Source organism: Mesobacillus jeotgali, from assembly GCF_002874535.1.
GTDB lineage: Bacteria > Bacillota > Bacilli > Bacillales > Cytobacillaceae > Mesobacillus > Mesobacillus jeotgali.
Genome location: NZ_CP025025.1, coordinates 2,373,406 through 2,394,386 on the forward strand (window position 1 = coordinate 2,373,406; position 20,981 = coordinate 2,394,386).

General features: G+C 38.7%; 21 protein-coding genes and 1 tRNA gene. 6 read left to right on the forward strand and 16 right to left on the reverse strand.

The genetic code is table 11. The annotated features are described in order from the left end of the window. Positions 1–13: 13 nt before the first annotated feature. Both CD004_RS11940 and CD004_RS11945 read right to left on the reverse strand, forming a co-directional pair. Positions 14–1,396, reverse strand: a complete 1,383-nt coding sequence (locus tag CD004_RS11940; RefSeq protein ID WP_102262974.1) for a M48 family metallopeptidase — start codon at positions 1,394–1,396, stop codon at positions 14–16. Between the two features lie 155 nt (positions 1,397–1,551). After that, positions 1,552–2,634, reverse strand: coding sequence for an FUSC family protein (locus tag CD004_RS11945; RefSeq protein ID WP_233434855.1), 1,083 nt, complete (start codon positions 2,632–2,634; stop codon positions 1,552–1,554). A gap of 182 nt (positions 2,635–2,816) precedes the next feature. Here CD004_RS11945 and CD004_RS11950 point away from each other — a divergent pair, with 182 nt between their 5' ends. Then, positions 2,817–4,484, forward strand: coding sequence for a glycosyl hydrolase family 28-related protein (locus CD004_RS11950; protein WP_102262975.1), 1,668 nt, complete (start codon positions 2,817–2,819; stop codon positions 4,482–4,484). 222 nt (positions 4,485–4,706) lie between these two features. Here the strand turns inward: CD004_RS11950 and CD004_RS11955 are convergent, their stop codons facing one another. From CD004_RS11955 to CD004_RS11965, 3 genes are all read right to left on the reverse strand, one after another. Beyond that, a complete protein-coding gene (locus CD004_RS11955; RefSeq protein ID WP_407657619.1) occupies positions 4,707–5,453 on the reverse strand; it encodes a Cof-type HAD-IIB family hydrolase in 747 nt (248 codons plus the stop codon). 22 nt (positions 5,454–5,475) lie between these two features. Next, positions 5,476–6,300 (reverse strand): STAS domain-containing protein, encoded by an 825-nt coding sequence (locus CD004_RS11960; protein ID WP_102262977.1) that lies wholly within the window; start codon positions 6,298–6,300, stop codon positions 5,476–5,478. 304 nt (positions 6,301–6,604) lie between these two features. Then, a complete protein-coding gene (locus CD004_RS11965) occupies positions 6,605–7,321 on the reverse strand; it encodes a hypothetical protein (RefSeq protein WP_102262978.1) in 717 nt (238 codons plus the stop codon). Positions 7,322–7,511: 190 nt separating this feature from the next. On the opposite strand from CD004_RS11965, the gene CD004_RS11970 reads away from it, so the two are divergent. Next, complete coding sequence (locus tag CD004_RS11970) at positions 7,512–7,718, forward strand: YwbE family protein (protein WP_102262979.1); 207 nt, start codon at positions 7,512–7,514, stop codon at positions 7,716–7,718. Positions 7,719–7,827: 109 nt separating this feature from the next. Here CD004_RS11970 and CD004_RS11975 read toward each other — a convergent pair whose 3' ends face one another. Then, positions 7,828–8,973 carry a cation:proton antiporter gene (locus CD004_RS11975; protein WP_102262980.1) on the reverse strand — a complete coding sequence of 382 codons (1,146 nt, stop codon included), beginning with the start codon at positions 8,971–8,973 and terminating at the stop codon, positions 7,828–7,830. 177 nt (positions 8,974–9,150) lie between these two features. Here CD004_RS11975 and CD004_RS11980 point away from each other — a divergent pair, with 177 nt between their 5' ends. Then, positions 9,151–10,044 (forward strand): YitT family protein, encoded by an 894-nt coding sequence (locus tag CD004_RS11980; protein ID WP_102265083.1) that lies wholly within the window; start codon positions 9,151–9,153, stop codon positions 10,042–10,044. Positions 10,045–10,139: 95 nt separating this feature from the next. Here the strand turns inward: CD004_RS11980 and CD004_RS11985 are convergent, their stop codons facing one another. Next, a complete protein-coding gene (locus CD004_RS11985) occupies positions 10,140–10,670 on the reverse strand; it encodes a GNAT family N-acetyltransferase (protein ID WP_102265084.1) in 531 nt (176 codons plus the stop codon). 93 nt (positions 10,671–10,763) lie between these two features. Then, positions 10,764–11,021 carry a DUF1292 domain-containing protein gene (locus CD004_RS11990; protein ID WP_233434856.1) on the reverse strand — a complete coding sequence of 86 codons (258 nt, stop codon included), beginning with the start codon at positions 11,019–11,021 and terminating at the stop codon, positions 10,764–10,766. Between the two features lie 180 nt (positions 11,022–11,201). On the opposite strand from CD004_RS11990, the gene CD004_RS11995 reads away from it, so the two are divergent. Both CD004_RS11995 and CD004_RS12000 read left to right on the forward strand, forming a co-directional pair. Then, positions 11,202–12,014 carry a YitT family protein gene (locus CD004_RS11995; RefSeq protein WP_102262981.1) on the forward strand — a complete coding sequence of 271 codons (813 nt, stop codon included), beginning with the start codon at positions 11,202–11,204 and terminating at the stop codon, positions 12,012–12,014. A gap of 283 nt (positions 12,015–12,297) precedes the next feature. Beyond that, positions 12,298–12,371, forward strand: a tRNA-Arg gene (locus CD004_RS12000). Between the two features lie 191 nt (positions 12,372–12,562). Here CD004_RS12000 and CD004_RS24440 read toward each other — a convergent pair. Then, positions 12,563–12,685, reverse strand: a complete 123-nt coding sequence (locus CD004_RS24440) for a hypothetical protein (protein ID WP_267892302.1) — start codon at positions 12,683–12,685, stop codon at positions 12,563–12,565. Between the two features lie 421 nt (positions 12,686–13,106). On the opposite strand from CD004_RS24440, the gene CD004_RS12005 reads away from it, so the two are divergent. Next, a complete protein-coding gene (locus CD004_RS12005) occupies positions 13,107–13,751 on the forward strand; it encodes a phosphatase PAP2 family protein (protein WP_102262982.1) in 645 nt (214 codons plus the stop codon). 63 nt (positions 13,752–13,814) lie between these two features. Here CD004_RS12005 and CD004_RS12010 read toward each other — a convergent pair whose 3' ends face one another. The 7 genes from CD004_RS12010 to CD004_RS12040 all read right to left on the reverse strand — a co-directional run bounded on the left by CD004_RS12010 (position 13,815) and on the right by CD004_RS12040 (position 20,981). Then, positions 13,815–14,267: a YndM family protein gene (locus CD004_RS12010; protein WP_102262983.1), complete on the reverse strand. Its 453-nt coding sequence runs from the start codon at positions 14,265–14,267 to the stop codon at positions 13,815–13,817. Between the two features lie 33 nt (positions 14,268–14,300). Next, the gene (locus CD004_RS12015; RefSeq protein ID WP_102262984.1) at positions 14,301–15,668 is read right to left on the reverse strand and encodes an amino acid permease; all 1,368 of its coding nucleotides are present in this window, start codon (positions 15,666–15,668) and stop codon (positions 14,301–14,303) included. 606 nt (positions 15,669–16,274) lie between these two features. Continuing rightward, the gene (locus tag CD004_RS12020; protein WP_102262985.1) at positions 16,275–16,622 is read right to left on the reverse strand and encodes a hypothetical protein; all 348 of its coding nucleotides are present in this window, start codon (positions 16,620–16,622) and stop codon (positions 16,275–16,277) included. Positions 16,623–16,752: 130 nt separating this feature from the next. Beyond that, the gene (locus CD004_RS12025) at positions 16,753–17,583 is read right to left on the reverse strand and encodes an ABC transporter permease subunit (protein WP_102262986.1); all 831 of its coding nucleotides are present in this window, start codon (positions 17,581–17,583) and stop codon (positions 16,753–16,755) included. Next, the gene (locus CD004_RS12030; RefSeq protein ID WP_102262987.1) at positions 17,576–18,487 is read right to left on the reverse strand and encodes an ABC transporter ATP-binding protein; all 912 of its coding nucleotides are present in this window, start codon (positions 18,485–18,487) and stop codon (positions 17,576–17,578) included. Before CD004_RS12030 ends, CD004_RS12025 begins: the two co-directional genes overlap by 8 nt. A gap of 459 nt (positions 18,488–18,946) precedes the next feature. After that, positions 18,947–20,293, reverse strand: coding sequence for an ABC transporter permease (locus CD004_RS12035; protein ID WP_102262988.1), 1,347 nt, complete (start codon positions 20,291–20,293; stop codon positions 18,947–18,949). Further along, complete coding sequence (locus CD004_RS12040; RefSeq protein WP_102262989.1) at positions 20,283–20,981, reverse strand: ABC transporter ATP-binding protein; 699 nt, start codon at positions 20,979–20,981, stop codon at positions 20,283–20,285. Before CD004_RS12040 ends, CD004_RS12035 begins: the two co-directional genes overlap by 11 nt.

A 20,981-nucleotide genomic window follows, 5' to 3' on the forward strand; every position in this document is an offset into this window, starting at 1 on the left:
CCTAGTTGTTCATTTATTTTAATAAATCTGCGATTTCTTGCTCACCTGCTTGCAAAGCGTGCATCCTCGCAGTCATACCCGAATAATCTTTCAGCTGGATGTCTGCCCCCAGCTGTATCAATAGTCTTACTGTTTCAATCTCCCCACTGAATACGGCGTATGTCAGCGCTGTATAGCCAGCGCTCATTTCCTGATAGTTTGGATCACCGCCAGCATCATGCAGCATCTTGATCATTGACGCAGTTCCTTTTTCAGAAGCAGTCATGAATGGTGTCATGCCATAATCAGATTCGAAATTTGGGTCGGCTTTTAAGTCCAAAAGCAATTGAACCATCTGGATATTATCATCCATAACAGCCCAGTCCAGTGCAGTGTATCCATTATAGTCTATTTGGTGGATATCTTCCCCATTTTCTATTAAGCTATCAACCTTCTTCGTATTTCCACTGATAACTGCATCAATTAAAGTAGATACTTCTATGTCTTCTTCATAATATTCTTCTTCAGCAAGGAATGCTGTACCGATCTCTTTAAAGACCATAATTCCGCCAACCAGGGCCAAACCAGTAAGCAAAACTGCCGCAGCCAAAAAAGCAAACAGTCCTTTTGATTTTTTGGAATGAATTATGACTGAATCGGCTTCACCAAAGAAGGCACTGATTTCATTTATTCTTTTTGGAAGCGGTGGATGCGTAGATAGCATTTCTGCCAGCCAGACCACAAATCCTTTTTCCTGATTGATTTGTTCTAGGTATTCTGCTTTATTCACACTTCTAAATAAGACTTTCCCAATTGCCAGCATAGTAAGTCCGTTTTTCGCGGCTGCAGGATTTCCAGCATAGAAGGCCGCATAGCGGTCACAAGTATACTCACAAGCGCGCAGATACATTTCTGCAACCCCTGGTATCCACATGGATGGAAGAATGAACATCATTTTGCCAAGGTGATTTCGTTTTATATGAGCCAATTCGTGGGCCAGAACAAAATGAAGCTCATCTTCGGCATTTTGTTCAATAAGGTCGAAAATTTCGGAGTAAACAACAATCATATTCCTTCCGAAAAAGCGCGTCGCAAAGGCGTTCATTATGCCGCCAGATTGCATCACGTAAATATCTGGAGTGCGCTTTATTCCCATTTTGACACATAGATCTTCAACCGTAGAGTGGATAAGCGGAAATTGATTTCCGCTTATTTTCACTGCGTTAAGCCGGATTTGACCAATCATCAATGCATGAAGCAACAATGAAGTCATCAGGAATGCAGCAATAATAAATAGTCCTACAATGGATAATGCAAAGAGAATGTAAGAAGCAATACTAATACTTAACACAATCCAGAAATATTTATTCTCATTTTTATGTACCAGTTTTTTTTCGTTAAAGGCTTCTTCTGTCATTTCCCAATGTCTCCTTAATCACAATTATATAGATTATAGGAGATTTTTATTAATTGGAATAGATGTTTTTTATAGGAATGAAGACCTTATTTTTCCTTTTTTAGACATCATGTTTTAATTCATGGCAAAAGGTTATATTTCATCCATTGTTATGCTTAGTTTCGGTTCCTTTTAAAAAAATTTATTCCTTTAAAAAGTCCTCTGGTGTTTTCAGTATCTTCTTTCCTATTTTGATACTGATCAATCAACTCATTCAGACGGTCAAGCTGAAAAGCGTAGTCATAAATCGCAGAACCAATGATCGTTAACCGCAATCTATCATTCCTATTTGTTGACCTGTCCTCCATGATCGATTCAAGGAATGATCCGCTTTGTTTCAGCATACTTTCCATATCTAGCTCTCTTATTTTTCCCGAATATTTAAGGAGGATCATTTCATGGTATTGAATCAGGTCTTCGAATTGTTCATCAAATTCATTTGTATCCTCCCGTTCAGGACGGCTTTGAAAAAAATGGTCTTCAACGATATCCAAGAGTCTTAAGCCTTGCTGAAGGCAGGCAAGCATTTGCTTAAACACCACCAATTCCCTCACATCTAGAGGTTTAACCTTTGAAATTTTCTTTCTTTCCTCATCAAGTATTTTATAAAGGTCTTCAAGCTTGGCTACGTTCTTTCTCAATTGACTCCATTGATCCTGAAATGTTTTTTCTGTCAGTTCATTCGATATGGCTGTCCTGAGTAGCAAGGACATGGTTCTAAAACTATTGTTCATTGTTTCGGTAAAATTCTTGTTGAAATTTGGTGGCGAGACAATTAAATTAACAAGGAAAGCAGACCCCATCCCTACAAGGACAATGATAAATTTGTTTGCTGCTGTTAAAATTCCGTTGAAATCATGTGAACTCATCATGATTAAAACTGTGATTAGCGATAAAGATATTGAACTTTCCATTTTAAGCTTCAAGCTAATGATAATTACCACAACAGTAACAAATCCAATGACAAACGGATTGTTCCCGAATAAATAAATGGATGCAATCGCGATGATCGCACCGAGTGTATTAGCCTGGAATTGCTCTAATACTTGTTTCCATGATCGATAAATCGATGGCTGGATTGTAAAGGTTGCTGCGATTGCAGCAAAAACCGGGGGCTCCAAGCCAATCCACTCTGTTATGTATAAAGCAAGTGCAACGGCCACTCCTGTTTTTAAAACTCTTGGACCTAAAGTAATCATCTAAACCCCTCACTCTCTAATGAGAACGCTTATATTTTAACATAACCTTCTTTAATGGAATAAAACATATATCAATAATACTTAAGGATTAAAGATTAGCATTTAATGGGACGAAAAGATTATCCTCCCCCTAAGGCGGGAAATAATATTCAAGCAGCTTTTTAAAAAGAGGTGGGAACAAGATGGTAATGTTAGATAGAAATCATGATCCTAAAAAAAATGCTGAGCTGATTTCACAGTTATCAGGAAAAAATATAAATATAAATGAACTGGTTAAAGAGACAAACGAATTATTCAAAGAAGCAAGTGAGGATTTCAGACCATTAAACACGATAAACAATAAAGGTATATCTTCTTTATTCACTAATTTCGGTGCAAGCCTAAGGAGAATGATTCAGACTAAATCCGCATTCGATAATGCCCGAAACTATGAGACTGTGGTCGATATTAACGGCAATGTCTTTCCCGAGTGGATGGATAAATTAAATGAGGAATATAAACATTTACTGAAGGAAATTAATCATGAGGTTCATATTGAGGATTTTGGAGCAATCGGTGATGGTAAAACTGATTGCACGGAGGCTTTTAGAATGGCTCTAGGAAAAGGCCGTGTTAAAGTATATATTCCTGAAGGTATTTATGTGGTAAAAGAGATAAAGCTTCCTTCCTTTACCTATTTGGTTGGTGCCGGAAAAAAGAAAACGGTCATTAAACTTCACGACTCAGCCCCCAAAGGCAGGAGACTTATAACGAATAAGAACCATCGCACTGGAAATCGGAATGTAAAAGTAATAGGTATGACGCTGGATTGGAATGTTGAACGTTTGGGAAGCGTTGAAAAGACCAGTACCTGGGGAAATCATTCCAGCTGCCTGCTATATGCCAATGTAAAATATGGCTGGGTGAAGGATGTCGAAGGTGTTAATCCAGGGCTTCACTGCTTCGATATTTCATCTCCTCTATACAATTATTATGGCGATGGCTATCGGGCCCGTGGCGGAAGTGAATTTATCTGGATAGATAACGTTAATGGCTATGGTTTCGGCGACGATGGCATTACAACTCACCATAGCGATAATATTTTTATTTCTAATTGCCATATGAGCGACCCAAGCGGGAAAACCCATAAAAAAGGTTTTTCAAATTCGAATGGAATCGAAATAGATGATGGATCGCGAAATGTATGGCTATTAAACAATTCTACCGCAAGATGCTTTGGCGGAGTAGAAATCAAAGCTCATCATACTTCTTCTGCGGCACATAATGTTGTCATCATAGGACATCTATCTGTAAATGACAATCGTTCTTATAATTTCAGGCATATTGGCCATCACAAGGAAAATGATCCTGAGTCTAAAACAGCCATTAACATTCGAGCTGCAAATATTATCTCGTACAAGCCGGTTCATAATGAGTTGTATGCAAATTCCTCACCAAGGGCGATGGTAGTATCAGCATATAAAAATGTAGCTGTGAATCATTTTATGGCTATTGGAGATCCTTCCTATGACTATGGTGGTGAACCAGCGATCGCTATACAGTATCGTTCCAGGAATATTATTTTGAAGAACTTGGAATTGAGCGGGTTTACAAATGCAGGGTCCGATATAAAGATTTTTGGCGGCAGCAATCGCGCTGATAATGTTAAAATCCGAAATGTAATTTCAAAACATTCAGCACCTAAAGCAATTCAAATAGGTAAAGGAGTCGCTATCGCATCAGTTGAAAAGGTATATGCAGAAGCTGTAAATGGACAGTCTGTGATCGAACTGGCAGAAAATAAAGCCGTGTTGATGGAAGTTAACTCAAAAGGATTCAAGCAGGTGGTTCTGGGTCAACAGCAAATATAACAAGGCTCTTTTCTCAAACTTTGTTGCTATTTGACTTAAAGATAGGATTTAATGACCTATTTTTCTTCGTAAAGTTGACTCTTTTGTGAGAAAAGAGCATGGGACATAATACCGACCTCCAAAATGGCCGTATATGACGTTAAAATCGGCTTTAGGATTTTAACAACGATCTTTACGAAACAGCCCATTACAAAAAGGAAGCAGTGCAAGCTGCTTCCTTCGTTATGAGAGGACCCATTTTTGGATTGCCTGGGCAACTCCACTCTCTCTATTAGTACCTGTAATATCGTCAGCAGCTTCCTTTACAGTTTCCTGGGCATTGCCCATTGCTACTCCAAGACCTGCCTCGGTGATCATAGCAATGTCGTTAAGGCTGTCTCCCACTGCCATGACATTTTCCATAGAAATCTCCAATAAATCACAAACCTTTTGCAATCCTCTGGCCTTATTGATACCCAGTGCATTGACTTCAATATTCTTTAGGCTTGAGTTGCTAATTTCGAATAATCCCTTTTCTTTTAACTCTTTGAGAACACTTTCTCTTATTTCGTCTGCTTCAATGTGGAAGCCAAATTTAATCCATTCTTGGGAAAATAAGTCCTCTGGCATATCATTGCGCCAGACGTTTTCACTGCTTGTTGCCCAAAAACCTGTCTGGTGCTTTTGTGATAGTTCATACATCCATTGGACGTGCTCGGTATCTACAATGCTTCTTTGCACCAATTCCCCATTCGGTCCCCAGATTTCTCCACCGTTGATCGTTACTAGATAAGACGACAGCTCCAGCGAGATTACATAATCCCTTGCTGTTTTGAGACTGCGTCCGGTACTTAAAACAACACGTACCCCTCTTTTTTCGGCTTCTTTGATTGCCAGTCTATTTTCCTCAGATACCTCGTGTCGCTCATCCAGAAGCGTTCCATCCATATCCAATGCAATTAGTTTGATATCCGGCTTTTTATTAATCAACTTTATCCTCCTAATAATTGCTTTACATTTCTATATTGATGCTATCAATGGCCTGTTTTACGGTTGCAAAGGTTTTGATATTTGAAAAGTCCACTCCACCCTCAACTGCAGCCTGGGCGAGCTCTGGCCTCATTCCAGTAGCAATTGAATCCACTCCTAACAGCCGCAATACATTGTGAATATCAAAAATGTGTTTGGCAATCGTTGCATCTATTGTGACGATTCCTGAAAAATCAATGATTAAAGACTGTACTTTCTGCTCTGCTACCAACGGAATTGCCCTTTCCATTATCAACCTTGCCCGGTCATGGTCCATTTTCCCTACTAAAGGCAACACTGACACGTTTTCCTGTACCGGGACGACTGGAGTTGATAATATATCCACTTCATCCTGGACTTCCTTCATCAGTTTCGACGTTTGCCTCTCAAAAGCAAATACGGTTTCATTAATGCTTATATCAAGCATATTGTTCACTCTTTTATTGATCCAAATTAAATCTTCCGTGTTAACATCATGCTTTAAACTAATTTCTGCCATTTTATCAATGAAAACAATTCTTGTAGGCGGATACCTGAATAGGATATCAGAAATCCTGCCGCCTTTAGCTGCTTCGCGTTCTCCATTTTGCTGGCTCCATTCTAGAAGTCCCTGAGAAGTTGTTTCATCTTTATTCTTAATAGAGTCACCCAGGAATTTAAGATACTCAGTATAAACAATAATTGCCTGGTCAATTTCCTGCTTCGGTATCTCGACACCTATTAATTCAAGTATGGAACCTACCATTTCCTTTGCGAGTGTTTCGGAGTTTTGTTGTAATTCATTTGCTACTTCTGAAGTTGGATTCACAAAGGTCACTTCCCTTTTTCTTTTTACTTATTTTCTTTTAACAAATCACCAAAAGTACTTGAGTATTGTTTCAGTGTTGTTCGTAAAAATACTTAAATTTATTTTCAAAGTTTTTGAAAGGATTAGGCCGAAAACAATCGATTAATACGAAAAAAGCCTTTACTTATTTAATAATAGGATACACCTTTATTGATAATTAATCTTCTTAAAACCCATAATTACTTGCAAATAATCAACTTTTCCTAGGTAAATAATACTCCTGCTATTTAATAATTCAAGCCAGGGAGAAAGACTATCCATAAAATCAATATTCCTTGGATATTTTCGTCAACTCGAAGAATTGCCTTTCTGGTTTCATCCATTTTGTCCCTTTTTCAGAAACGAAATAAATCCCTTTTTCCAAGTCATAGTATACATCAATGGTTATGCTGCCAAAATCGATAACACTTTTTCCGTTATAATAAACTTGTTGCGGCCCCGCGCCGATAGCTCCATTAATTAAGTTGACTATCTGATCAATTGTTTGCCTGTCGGTCATCCTGAAGCAATCATCGCTTCGATCAGGCTGTTCGTTGATACAGATTTCCGAAACTTCTGTATCGATCCAAGGGGCAGCATTCAATCTCTCGTTTTTGTCAAAAACAACTTCTGTTTTATTCGAATTCTTAAAATATGCCGCGCTTAGTGATAAAACCCAGGGTGTATTATCTTTTTCCCAATAAGAAATAAAACCTGCACCATCCTTATTAGTATCAGATGAAGCTTGCGACATCCTCAAACTCCATCCGTTTTTTGGAAGCTCCTTTTTATAAAAATGAAGGATTTCTTCCCAATGATCCCCCTCTGTAATATAAACCGGACTTGCGGGTTCCAAACCTTTATAAAGAGGAATATCGGTTGTGCGCTCTGGTATAATGGGAAGTCCGTGATATTTTTCTTCCTGTGTCTTTTGCAAATAAAAAAATCCGCCAGCCAAAAGCAAAATGATAATAATCAGTAAAGCCAATTTCCAAAATTTCAAGTGTATCCCTCGCCTTTTCACATAAGCTTTTTTCGGTGTACTGTTGCTGGTCGTATTCGCATACAAAAACAAATTTTAATTAATGAGCCCTACTTTATAATAATGTAAAAAATGGTAGAATTGAATACTCATCGATCGCTTTATATTATTAAAAAGAGTATATTTAAAAAAAATTAGCGGAGGTTTATTTATGTCCAATAGAAAAGATGGAAGAAACCGAAATGAGATCAAATCCGGCCTGAAGGTAAATATTGTCCTTAAAACTGACCAGAAAACAGGAAAACTTACTCAAGGCATCGTAAAAGATCTCCTTACCAATTCCAGCACGCACCCCCACGGCATAAAAGTAAGGCTTGAGGACGGACAGGTTGGCCGTGTAAAGGAGATTTTGGAGTAGATAGAGGTTTATCAAATGGATCTTTCTATATGCTGTTTGAATGCCGGATGAAGTACACAGAAAGTTTCTTTAGACTTTAAAAAAAGCATTAAAGGGGTACCTTTAATGCTTAACTGCTCTTTTCTTGCACTTTTTCAACGATCAGCTTATTCAGCCTCGGTGCCAGCTGGAACATGATTGTTCCTATTATGGCAATTACCAAGATATAAATGCTGGCAAAAATTTTTAACTCTCCGGTTGCCAGCGCAGCTATAATTACGGAGAATTCTCCTCTTTGTGTGAGAGATAGGCCTGCCTTCAAGGAATCACTTCTTGAAAGGCCGTACCATTGTCCTCCAATATATCCTACAATCAATTTATGAATCAATGACCACAATACAAGAACAATCAATAGTCCTAAATACGGAATGTCACTTGTCATTTCAATATGAAGACCAAAGTTCAAGAAGAAAAATGGAAGGAAGATATTCCTTACTGGCAATGCCGCCTTTTCAACCTTTTCCTTAATTGAAAGCTCTGAAAGCATCATTCCTGCAAGAAAGGCCCCGATCACCTCTGACAAGCCGAGCAGCATTGCGATACCTCCGTAAGTTAGCGCAATCCCCGTAATCATCACAATAAAGATATCATCTTGGTCAATCTCTTTTAAAATTGATTCGGCCTTTTTAAAGACCACCCTTGCGAAGAACACCGCAATTCCTGCGAGAAGAACAATTTTCAAGAGGATCATCCCAAAATCGGTTACCGTAAATCCTTTTCCAGAAAGGCCAATCAGTACGGTTACAAGAATAGGCGCAATTAGATCCTCGAAAACCAGGATAAGGAGCATGAATTCTGATTCTTTGTTTTCATCTCTTTTTTTATCTACAAGCAGTTTTGCTGTGATAGAGGAGCTTGTGGCGTAGACAATACCACCGACAATTAATGATGACACCCAATCCAGTCCGAACAGCAGGCTAATCCCTGCAGTCACAACAATTCCGAGAAAAGCATCCAGCAAACCGCCTCTCCATACCTTGGCACTATTAGTAATAAGCCTGTTGACAGGAAACTTCATGCCTAATATGAAAAATAACAAAACTAAACCAATCTCTCCGGCAACTTCAATTACCTTAGATTCCTTAATAACCAAGGATAAAATGAGACCAAGCAAAATATATAATAATATATCGGGTATTTTTATTAATTTGATTCCGATCATACCAATAAAGAAAAGCACTAATAGAAACAGTCCAATGGCTAGAGTCAAATTCAATCTGCAACAACACCTTTTCAATTTTTAAATGCTATAACCTTCCTTTTTACTACCCTTTTATCTTAAAATCGACACTGGAAAATAAAATAAACAAAGGTCTTTTATTTAGTTTGGTTTAACAATTATGATAAAATTAGTTAGGTGAAATTATTGGAAAATTCTTATAAGGGGGAAGAAATGAACAGCATTTCAGAACAAGCCCTTGTACAACAGCAGCATAAGGGCATCACAAAAACCAAACTTGCAAAAAGAATTTTTTTCATCATATTTGGTGCTGTCTTGATGGGGGTTGGAATTGAGGAATTCCTAGTGCCGAACAAAATTCTTGATGGCGGTATTGTTGGTATCTCAATCATCCTCTCACATTTAACAGGCTTGCGCCTCGGCCTCTTTATATTTGTCTTGAACATTCCTTTCTTTTTCATTGGTTATAAACAAATTGGAAAAACTTTTGCATTATCCACCCTATTGGGAATCACGGTCTTATCTTTAACGACTAGCTTCCTTCATGATTGGCCTGTATTTACAGAAGATTTACTCCTGGCTACTGTATTCGGAGGAATTGTTCTCGGTGCTGGTGTAGGAATCGTCATTCGGTACGGAGGTTCGTTGGACGGTACTGAAATACTGGCGATTCTGGCTAATAGAAGACTGCCCTTTTCTGTAGGTGAAGTGATCATGTTTTTTAACATTTTCATCTTTGGGACAGCAGGCTTTGTGTTTGGTTGGGACCGGGCTATGTATTCCATCCTTGCCTATTTCATCGCCTTTAAAACGATTGATATAGTCATCGCAGGACTCGATGAATCGAAAGCTGCCTGGATCATAAGTGACCATCACAAGGAAATCGGTGATTCCATCCTGGCTCGTCTTGGCCGTGGTGTCACATATTTAACCGGCGAGGGCGCATATACCGGAGATGACAAAAAGGTCATTTTTTGCGTCATCACCCGTCTTGAGGAAGCCAAATTGAAATCCATTGTCGAGGAATTGGATGAGTCAGCATTCCTTGCTGTCGGAAATATTGCGGAAGTGCGTGGCGGCAGATTCAAAAAGCGGAATATCCACTAGTATTCAGCGAACACAAAAAAGCTCAGAAAATCTGAGCTTTTTGTTTTGATCCAGATGAATTCCTTCAGTAACTTTACAAATGCCGATTTTTCAATTCAGTTAGGCGCCAATAGAGAGTATACATTGGTATCATAAGATACCCCACCTTGTACCATATAACTTCTCAGAATTCCTTCTTTCTTAAATCCGAGTTTGATGAGCAGTTCATTTGAAGTACTATTATCAGGAAATACAATTGCACCAATTCGTTTTAACTTCATCTCATTCAATCCATACTCAACAGCTTTTTCGATTGCTTCTGTTGCTATGCCTTTCCCCCAATAGGTTGGGTTCAGCTCATAGCCTATTTCTGCTCTCCTATGTTTTGATGACACTGCATGAAAGCCAACAGTCCCAATGAGACCTTTTTGGTTCTTTAATTGAATGCCCCATCGTATCCCTTTATTTTCATAAAAGCCGATTTGGAAAGAATGAATAAGACCTCGTGCTTCTTCAATATTTCCGAACAATTCCGAACCATAATGTTTCATAACTTTTGCGTTGGAAAAATTAATAAATAAATCTTCAGCATCATCCTCAGTAATTTCCCTCAGAGTGAGCCGGTCTGTTTCTAAAATAGGAAATATCATATGTCCCCCAAATTATATATATTTCTTTTTTAATTCTATAAACAGACAAAAAAACCTTCAAAAAAAGCCGCCCATTTTGGACAGCTTTACTCAATCTTCCGCAGGAGCGGCGTCAACAGCAATTTGGTAGGCATCGAGCAATTGTGACTTTTCAATGTCGCTCTCCAGGCCAACGAGATATTGGTCGCCACCTTGCTCTTCTACTTTCATTAACACTGTTCCCTCTTCATTCCTGAGCATCGCGTAAGATTCTCCATTCATTTCAAATAACGCTTCCACCTCGAATTGCCTCTCCCTGCCCCTATCATCTTTAACTGTTACCAGGTCCCTGATTGAACCACCATCCAAAAATGCTCACCTCCAAAAATCGTTACTTTATCTTTCCCATCCTCAAACTAAATATGATTTTTTAAAAGAATGGCATCTCAAATCAAAATTCTTAATGAATTTTAAATAAACTTTTAAATTCATTTCTTCATTTTCATCTATATAATATTTTTTACACACTGTTTTTTGGAGGGGTCGTTTTTGAAGTCAGCAGGAATCATCATTGGCTCAATCATTGTTTCTTTTGCATTTAACCTTTTCTTGATCCCCCATGGAATCATGAGCAGCGGGATCAGTGGGCTATCCATCATATTATCTATGCTCACATCTATCAATACCGGGGTTTACAATTTCCTTTTGAACTTTCCCCTATTAGTTTTAGGGTATTTGAAACTGGGACGCAAATTCATCTTTTATACGATACTTTCCGTCCTTACAATTTCTATCACTCTTTATGTAATACCAGTATTTAAACTTGCAGAGGACCCGATTCTTTCCTCTATATTTGGCGGAGCGATTGTTGGATTGGGTATAGGAATTATATTTCGTTCATCTGGTTCATCCGGAGGCTTCGATATCATAGGGATGCTATTGGCAAGACGAAAAGACTTTCCAATGGGAACACTATTATTCGCAATGAATTCTGTCGTTATTTTGTTATCAGGCTTTTTGTTCAGCTGGGACGCAGCTTTAAATACGCTTGTTTCCATTTTCGTCCTTGGCAAAGTGATCGATAAGGTACATACACATCACGTCAAGCTGACGTTGATGATCATCACTAGAAAAGGCGAAGAAGTAAAGCAGCACTTGCTAAAGAATGTCTATCGTGGTGTAACGGTAATAGACTCTGTTGGCGGATTCTCAAACGAGAAAAGTAATGTCATCATCACCGTCATTTCCCGTTATGAGCTTACAGAAGTCAAAACACTGATAGAAGAAATAGATCCAGAAGCCTTTGTTAACATAACAGAAACCCTGGAAGTAATGGGACTTTTCCATAGAAAACAGCATTAAGAGACATTCAGGGAGCTGATAATTGCAGCTTCTTGAATGCCGGTAATATTTTTACAGGAAAATTTATCTTGAAATCCCCACAGATTCATCGTATAATAATTGAGTCGCTGCAATAAGAGAATTACTTTTTATCATGTCCCAGTAGCTCAGTACGGCTGAATTCGCATCTCCGAAATTGCTTCAGCGTACTCATCGAGCCGCTTCTTGGTTTGCTTTCTGAGATGAGGACGGGATAAAACGCTAATCTATTTACTTTCTCAAACTCAATATTAATACTAATCATGTCCCAGTAGCTCAGTAGGATAGAGCAACAGTTTCCTAAACTGTAGGTCGGGAGTTCGAATCTCTTCTGGGACGCTCAAAACCTTGATATATATCAAGGTTTTTTATTTTTTTCAGTTATTAATAAAATATGGTGCTTTTTATTCCGGTTTTTTGTGTCCAATTGTTAATGTAACGGCAAAAATCTTGTTTTCTTCGTTCCGTTTATAAATAATCGAGAATCCACCTTTATCTTCCAATGGATAACTTTTGCTGAATTTCTCACTTTACATGTTATTAACTGTTTCTCCTTTTTGTTTGAGAACTTCTTTTATGATGGTGTCATCAGGCAAGTGGTCCTTTAGGACTTGTTCCGCCTCTGCCGGCGTTTTTACCGGTTCATTGAACATCCCAATCCCCCTCTAATATTCTATAGTTTTCTTTATGAAATAAGTTCAAATATAATGTAAAAATTTTTAATTGTATGACCCTATTTATTTTTCACAAAATTTGTTTGATATCATTAAATAAAACCGGAATGTAGAGGTTTGGAGTAGTGATTTTGTCAGGAGAATGTTGTAAGTATTCATTGTTGCACTTATTCATTTTAGAAATCTGATAGATTTGGGGAAACTCTCATTAAAAAAACCTTTCAGGTAGCGAAAAACAGTATATTTTTAGGAAGTTGGAACTAATCCAGTGTTAAATGCGTCTATATAGGTAATAGCACTAATGGTTACTATTACTATTTCAATCTAATGAAAAGGGGATTAACAATTATGGTTTGTGGTATTTATACACCACAAGCAATTTAGCAAAAGGGGAATTAACATGAAAAATAAAAGAAAAGATTTGCCATATTTATTGTTCTTGCTGGTAATGCCTGTACTTGGGTTGATTTATAAAATTTTGAATAATAATCCTCGAGAAGCTGTGATTCTTTCAATCGAAATAGATGATAAGATTCCTTTCCTTCCGGTCTTCATTGTACCCTATATCATTTGGTACGCGTTCATATTAGGTTATCTAGTTTATTTTTGGTATAAGGATACTCGAGTTTATTTAAAAACATTGACAATGATTGTCATTGGCGAGTTAGTATGTTTCGTAATATACTTCTTCTTCCAAACAACCGTTCCTCGCCCAAATCTTGATGGTGATGGAATCCTTATAGACCTTGTCGGCATGATTTACAGCCATGATCAACCATATAACGCTTTCCCCAGCATACATGTATTAACTACGTTTGCCATCATTCTTGGCAATATCAACATTCGCAATAAGCATATCTTCCATTCGGTCTTCGTACCGGTGATGGGTTCGTTGATTATTATCTCTACGCTGTTTGTTAAACAGCATTATATACTTGATATGTTCGCTTCCATGTTTTTAACATCATTTATTTATGGAATTGTCTTTGAATTATTTGAATTTAAAGTTGCAGAAAAAAACGATACTGTTTATGTAAAAGATTGAAATCTTAAGTGCAAACAAAAGAGCTGCCATTGCAGCTCTTTTTTCAGTGCCTTAAGATAATCTTTATTTTTCGGTATCCTCTTCGCTCCTCACATCAGGTCTAACGGGATATAGTTCTTCAGACGCTTCTGTTTGATATTGGTACCCTTTATTCCCATATTGCCTTTCCCCATCTTCCAGAACAATGCCTGCCACATATTTATGGAAGAAGTATTCAAACACGGCAACACCAGCGGCAGATATCAAAGATGCCAGCAACAGACTCTCTCCATAAGTTAAACTTTCTCCCAAAACCCAAATGATCATAAATGCCAGTCCAAAGTCAGCTAATGTTGCGATTGTATTATTCGTTTTTGGCAATAAGAACAGGTCCCCAATTACATAAGAAGCTAGCCCAAGAACCAGGGAAATCAGGAAGACATTTGAAAAAGACATATCGTACATCAGGCCAAGAATGACATAAAGTAGTACCATGCTGGCAAGGAACTTTACAGCTAATGCTCTAATATGTTTCAAGCGGATTTCCTCCATAACCTTTAGTATTTTGCTTTACTTTGCGCGACTAGCTTTATTCCATACCTTTTTCTGTAAAACTAACGATATCATCCCAATAAGCAAGACTACGATTATGCTAATAAAGAAACCCATACGTATGCTCTTTTCCATTATCGTCCCGCTAACTGCAGCAAGAATAAGGGCGATTCCGATAAATGAAATGGTTTTTCCCCATGCTTTTAATTCCAGTAATTTCAGAGCTGAAATGATGATAAAAGCCCAATTGAATAAAATCAGGATTCCTGCGGCTGTAGTGATATATTCATAAATTTTGCCCGGAAGCAGCAAGGCCGTAATAATTGATGCAATCAAGCCAGCCACTGCCAGTCCAAGCGATGGAAGAGGCAGCTCTTTCATTTTTTTGATTTTCTTTGCGAAGACCTTCGGAGCATCCCCATCGCCGGCAAGCGTAACGAGAAGTGTGGTCACCCCGAACAGCGAAGCAGTCATGGTTGAAAAGCCTGCAACGATGATCGCTCCGTTGAACACATGAGGAAAAAAAGCCAGATTATATGGAGCCAGGGCTGTGACAAATGGACTTTCTTTATGATGAAAGGAACCATGAGCTGCCATAATGACCGCAAGCCCTAAAGCAAGAACGTAAATGATTACTAATAAAATCAGCATGATGACTCCCGCTTTTGGAGCATCTTCTTTATTTTTCAGCCTTGTTGCCATCAAGCCGATTACTTCTATTCCTCCGTATGCATAAAATGCATAGATCAATGACGACCAGAACCCTTTGAAGCCTTCAGGAAAGAGTTTTTGTGAAGAATTTGGCACGATTACTTGCTTCGTATCAAGATTAAACCAGCCAAATATAGCGGCAGCTGCTATTAAAATGAACATAATAATTGCGGCAGTTTTAATGATTGCAAATAAATCTTCTACCTTGTCAAATCCCTTATTCCCAGTAAGGACGACACCGATCGAGAGGATAGCATAACCAGTAGCGAAAATCCACAACGGTATGTTAGGAAACCAGAATTGTGACAAAATTGAAAGAGCAGTAAGCTGGCTTCCCATAATGAGGATATTGGAACTCCAATAATTCCAGCCACAGCTGAATCCAGCCCATTGACCATAGGCCTTCTTAGCATAATAGCAAAACGAGCCATCCTGGGGATCTTTTGCTGTCATTTTTGCCAGTAAATTATATACTACGTATGTTCCGATTGCGGCAAGGATGAAAGAAAAAACGATGGATGGCCCGGTAACTTTAATACCGATTGCAGAACCGAGGAAAAAACCGGTGCCAATCGTACACCCAACACCAATCAGTGACAGTTGCCACCATTTCAAATCTCCTTCATTGGAGCTATTTCCACATCCCGATTTTGATGATGGCAGAAAAAAATCCATTGTTTTACCCCCTTCCTCAACAAGTATTATCATTCGAGAATCAACTGTATTTTATGTATTGAACCATCAGGCAGAACAAAAAGCGCAAGCGCCTCGTTCAGCCCCGACAAGCGCTGGAGGGCCGACCGGTGAAGTCGTTCTTTGACTTTGTTCTTTGACTTCATTGGGCGGACCGAAATCGAAAAGTAGAGCCGACTGCCCAGAAACGCAAAAACTAGAGACTCCGACAAAGAAGCGCTGTTTGCTTCTGCCGGCGGAGTTGAAGTTTTGGAGTTTCTAGGAGGCGACACTAGACAATTCGAAAAGCGGAGGCGACTGCCCAACTCCGACAAGCGTTGGATGGCCTGACAAAGAAGTCGTTATTTGACTTCATTGGCAGGACCGAAGCGTCTCGAGGAGTTAGGACCCGCAGCTAGACAAGCGACTCGAGCTGCTCAAAGCTAACGCTTCTCGCAAGATACTCGGGGAAGTCTAATCAAGGATGAAAACTGGCTAGGCGCTGGAGCTGGATTAAGAATACTACATGTAGTTATCCACAACTAAATAATATTAAAATTGCTAAACAATGAAAAAAAGTCGAATCCCTGGGAATCGACTTTTCTCATTTTACTTCTTCCTCTTTTCTGATTCAGAGTCATTACTTAGTCCGGTCATCGTCCGATACATCTGGGTATACATACTTCCTTGCACGATGTTTTCAAGAAAGAATTCCCCGATGAGCTTTTTATACTCTTCATCTTCAAACATCTTCTTATTTTGCAGCTCCATTTCCGCAAGCCCTTCGTAGGTAGAAATCAGTGCGTAAGTGTGATCTTCACCTGAAATCGGCGATAAGAGCTCCACCTTGTGGTCATATTGTTCGTTTCGGAAATTTTGAATTAAGCGTAAGTTTTTGATGCCATCCGGAAATTTATCCTGTTTCATTTCAAATGTTTGTATAACAATAACTGACATATCCTATCCCCCTGTAAAATAACGATAGGATTAGATTTTTCCATTGTTAAACAATCTATACATTTGCCAGCCGGGTTCATCCTGTTTTAAATTTCAAGGGTACTTAACTCTCCGCCCACAGAATAATGAATTATATTTGCTTTTCAAACAAGGTATTGCGATCGTTGTATTTTGTCATTATTTTTAATAAAAACAAATTTAAAATTAAAATGGTAACACCTAATACAGCAAGTAAAATGGGCTTGATGACAAGAAAGCCCGTTGCCTGGCCTATGAAGAGAGCCATAATTGGCAGGATTAAGATTCCCCCAAGCTGCTGAGCCTCTTGGAAGCCTTTTGCCCTGGCAGATACAAATACATTCACCAGGATAGTGAAGATGGTTATCATCGGGGTTACCCAGAACATCAATATGAGCCAGTTGGCATTAGGGAAGATGAAATATCCATACATATTGTAAGTCAGGCTTACAGTTATAAATCCAAATAGGAAGAAGCTTACCCATGTAATAATAATTGATGGAATGAAGGCCGCAAGTACCTTGCCGATGAATAACTCCTTCACAGTAATGGGAGAAAACAAAAGGGTTTCCATTGTCCGTTTTTCCTTTTCACCAACAAAGCTATGAAGCGAAATCATCATCGCATTAATCGTTGGGATAAGTAAAAAAATCGAACCAAGCAGATAATTGACAGTAACGAAAATAATTTGATGTTTGATGCTTGGAAGACTCTCTATCGTTTCCCCACTCTTTGTATCTTTAAGACCATGTACCACCTTATTCACTAAATCAATCAAATCTGGTGACGAAACAGGTAAATTCTTAACCAGAAGAATTAAAGCTAATGGAAAAATCACCGAAAAAATCAGAGGCAATAAGATTAGTCCTAGCCACACCTGAACAGAACTGGTTATTCCTCTAATATCTTTAGCAGCAACAAGCCATATTAACTTTTTATTCATTTAGCCCCCTCCTAATTTTAAAGTATAGGGATTCCAAATCGTTATTTTCAATTTCCACATGGTGTATCCAAAAGTCACTGATGATTTTTTTCAGCAATGGGGTTATATGTTTACTTGAAGGCAATAGAAATTGCAAAGTATTTTTATCTTTTATTAATACTGGATAACCACCCCAATGAGCTTCAACAGGCAATAAGTTTGTAATAACCTTCAATTTGATTTGTGTGACATACCTTTTTTGCAGGTCATTAATTGTGCCAAAGTCAGTTATTTTTCCATCATTGAGAAAAAAGTATTCCTTACAAACATGTTCGAGTTGGCTCAAAATATGTGAACAAAGAAATATTGTTGTTCCTTCCCGTTCATTTAAATCCTTCAGAAACTTCAGCACTAAATTGATTCCCTCTGGATCTAGCCCATTCGTCGGCTCATCTAGGAAAAGGAGTCTGGGCTTATGAAGGATTGCCTTAATAATTCCCAGCCTTCGTTTCATTCCTGAACTATAAGCACCTACTTTTTTCTTCATATGCTCTTCAAGTTCAAACTCCTCCAAGTATCGGTGAATTTGCTTTAAATCGAAGTTTCCATATAGTTTGGAAAAGAAAATTAGATTATCAAGTCCAGACATTTCATGATACAGACCAGCATTTTCAGTTAGAATTCCTGTTGCCTTCCTGACTGTGTCTCCCTCGATTCCCGGATCCATGCCTAGGACTGACAACTTTCCGTCTGTGGGGTTGATCACACCATTCATGAGGCGGATCATTGTTGTTTTCCCGGAACCATTTGGGCCAAGAAGCCCTACAATATGCCCTTCTTTTACACTCATCGATACGTTACTAAGTACCTCCTGATCACCGAAATGCTTTGAAACCGCCTCTAGTTCTATTACATTTTGCGACATTCTGCTCCCCCTGTTTGCATACCGTTTTTCATAAGACGGACAATATTTGAAAAACGTTCAATAAAGTTTTAGATTGTTTTTTTAAAGGTGAAAAGTCATATGGTGTTGGCCGTTGTTCACTAGCCTAATCTGCCGACGATTGCTCCATTGAAGATCATAAAAAAGGACCAGAATTCACGACTGGTCCTTTACCTTAATTTATACAATTAACTCTATTGATGACTCAGTTTTACAGAATTTTGATTTTCAGGGTACTGATAGTTTTTTGGGTGACTTTTTTTCCATATTCTTGACTTTGAGGACACCAACAGGCTTCATTGGTGACCTATTCTCCCATAATCCTGATTTTCAGGGCACCAATAGGCTTCATTGGTGACCTATTTTTCCATAATCCTGATTTTCAGGGCACCAATAGATTTTTTGGTGACTTGATTTACCACGATCATTCCTTTTCGCTTCTTATACTTCCCTTCTCATTGCCTGGAGTACATCCACTTTAGTGGCTCGCTGTGCAGGACGCAGTCCGGACAGAATCGTGACCAGGTAGCAGATGATAAAACTGATGATTGGCAAGGTATATGGAATGTGGCTGAATATCAGACCTTCTGGCGGTTCTTCGCCGAAAGCCTGCTTAATGATCAGCGGCAGTCCAAAATTCACGATGAAACTTATGGCATAAGCGACTAGTGTTCCTATTGCTGCTCCAATCAGACCGATATAACTGCTTTCAAGAAGGAAAATCTTTTTGATTGTCTTAGGATTTGCCCCAATCGCTTTCATGATTCCTATGTCAGGTGCCCTTTCTGTCACAGCCATGGTCATTGTATTATATATTCCTATCGATGCAATAATAATCGCAATTGTTCCGATAAAAATTAATCCTGCCTTTACGATGGTGAACATCATATTAACATCCTTCAACTCATTTATCACAGAATAAGAGGGATAGTTATTGTCTTTTAAATGCGCAGAAATGTCTTTAACTGATTCCATATCTTTTGCGTAAATTTTTACTTGATCATACTGGTCAGTAGGGATAGTTGGGAGCTCCATGTCCGGATTATTAGGATCTTTCATCATTCCGCGTGGAGTCCCTGTGAACTCCTCGACCTGCTTTAGCACTCCTTCGGAAACAAATACTACATTGTCATAAATCCATTCCTTTGTTGGTTTCTTGCGGATTCCGACAACAGTTACTTCCAAAGGTTTTTTTACCTCTTTACCGTCTTCGAACTTGATAACTTCCATGGTGATTTTCTTGCCGACCAACTCGCCTTTATAGCGGAATTCTTCTTTTATCTGCCCCTTTTCATTGTAAAGATCTTCTGTTATCTCTTTACTAGGGTGGAGATCTTGGAAGAAATGATAACCTACAACCACTTCAGTTTCCTCTTTAGGAAGCCTGCCTTCGGACAGTTCAAGTCCTGCCTTTGTTTCAGATGGCATATGTGCAACTACTGCCTGGGCATTTGTCTGGTGTTCTTCTACTTCAAACTTATAATTTTGCAGGTTTTTCCTTCTTGTCACAGCTTTGACATCCTCTATTCCTTCAAAGAATGAAATATCATCATTAGTCAGCTGTCTGAAACCATTATTCGGCTCCTCTTTGCCAGGGACCTCGATTTCAGTCACAATTCTTCTTTCCAGCGTTTCTTTTACAATGGATTTATGGAGACCAAACCCCACAGAAGCAAGCACAATCAGGAATGCCACACTCATAGCCGTGGCTAGTATGGTCATGAACAACCGACTCCGATTCTTTTTCATATTTTGCCTGACGAATTGAAATTGATCTTTAAGCCTCATTTGCCAATACCTCCTCAACAACTTTGCCATCTCTTAATTCAATGGTACGATGGCCGATTTGGGCAACCTTGTCATCATGAGTAATGATTAAAAATGTAATGCCAAGCTCTCTGTTTAATTTAATGATGAATTTGAGTAAATCTTCTTCTGTTTCCGAGTCAAGACTGCCGGTCGGTTCATCCGCAAGAATGATTGGCGGATTGACAATAAGTGCACGGGCGATGCTTACCCTCTGCTGCTGACCTCCTGAAAGTTCGCCAGGATAGTGATCCTGATAGTCAGATAATCCCACCATATCAAGGATTTCATTTGTTCGTATTTTCCTTTCTTCCTCTTTGACCCCCTTTAAAATTAGAGGCAGTTCTACATTTTGATAGGCTGTCATGCTAGGGATCAATTGAAAGCTTTGAAAAATGAATCCCAGATGCTGAATCCGGAAGTCGGCAAACTTTGTTTCGTTTAAAGTAGATGTTTTGATTCCATTGATCGTGATTTCTCCTTCTTTCGGCCTTATAAATCCGCTGACAAGGTTGAGGAGTGTTGATTTTCCTGAACCGCTTCTGCCCACAATGGTTACAATTTCTCCTTGGTTCACCTTAAAAGAAACATCCTTCAACACAGGAATTATCGTTTTTCTACCTTTTTTGCCGATTTCAAAATCGTGGCTCAAATTGTTGATTGATATCAT

Coding starts and splice junctions, on each gene's coding strand:
- CD004_RS12040 (WP_102262989.1), bottom strand. CDS start 20,981: ATGATATCAATCAACAATTTGAGCCACGATTTTGAAATCGGCAAAAAA.
- CD004_RS11950 (WP_102262975.1), top strand. CDS start 2,817: ATGGTAATGTTAGATAGAAATCATGATCCTAAAAAAAATGCTGAGCTG.
- CD004_RS12025 (WP_102262986.1), bottom strand. CDS start 17,583: ATGAATAAAAAGTTAATATGGCTTGTTGCTGCTAAAGATATTAGAGGA.
- CD004_RS12005 (WP_102262982.1), top strand. CDS start 13,107: ATGAAAAATAAAAGAAAAGATTTGCCATATTTATTGTTCTTGCTGGTA.
- CD004_RS11940 (WP_102262974.1), bottom strand. CDS start 1,396: ATGACAGAAGAAGCCTTTAACGAAAAAAAACTGGTACATAAAAATGAG.
- CD004_RS11945 (WP_233434855.1), bottom strand. CDS start 2,634: ATGATTACTTTAGGTCCAAGAGTTTTAAAAACAGGAGTGGCCGTTGCA.
- CD004_RS12035 (WP_102262988.1), bottom strand. CDS start 20,293: ATGAGGCTTAAAGATCAATTTCAATTCGTCAGGCAAAATATGAAAAAG.
- CD004_RS11970 (WP_102262979.1), top strand. CDS start 7,512: ATGTCCAATAGAAAAGATGGAAGAAACCGAAATGAGATCAAATCCGGC.
- CD004_RS12030 (WP_102262987.1), bottom strand. CDS start 18,487: ATGTCGCAAAATGTAATAGAACTAGAGGCGGTTTCAAAGCATTTCGGT.
- CD004_RS12020 (WP_102262985.1), bottom strand. CDS start 16,622: ATGTCAGTTATTGTTATACAAACATTTGAAATGAAACAGGATAAATTT.
- CD004_RS24440 (WP_267892302.1), bottom strand. CDS start 12,685: ATGTTCAATGAACCGGTAAAAACGCCGGCAGAGGCGGAACAAGTCCTA.
- CD004_RS12015 (WP_102262984.1), bottom strand. CDS start 15,668: ATGGATTTTTTTCTGCCATCATCAAAATCGGGATGTGGAAATAGCTCC.
- CD004_RS11980 (WP_102265083.1), top strand. CDS start 9,151: ATGAACAGCATTTCAGAACAAGCCCTTGTACAACAGCAGCATAAGGGC.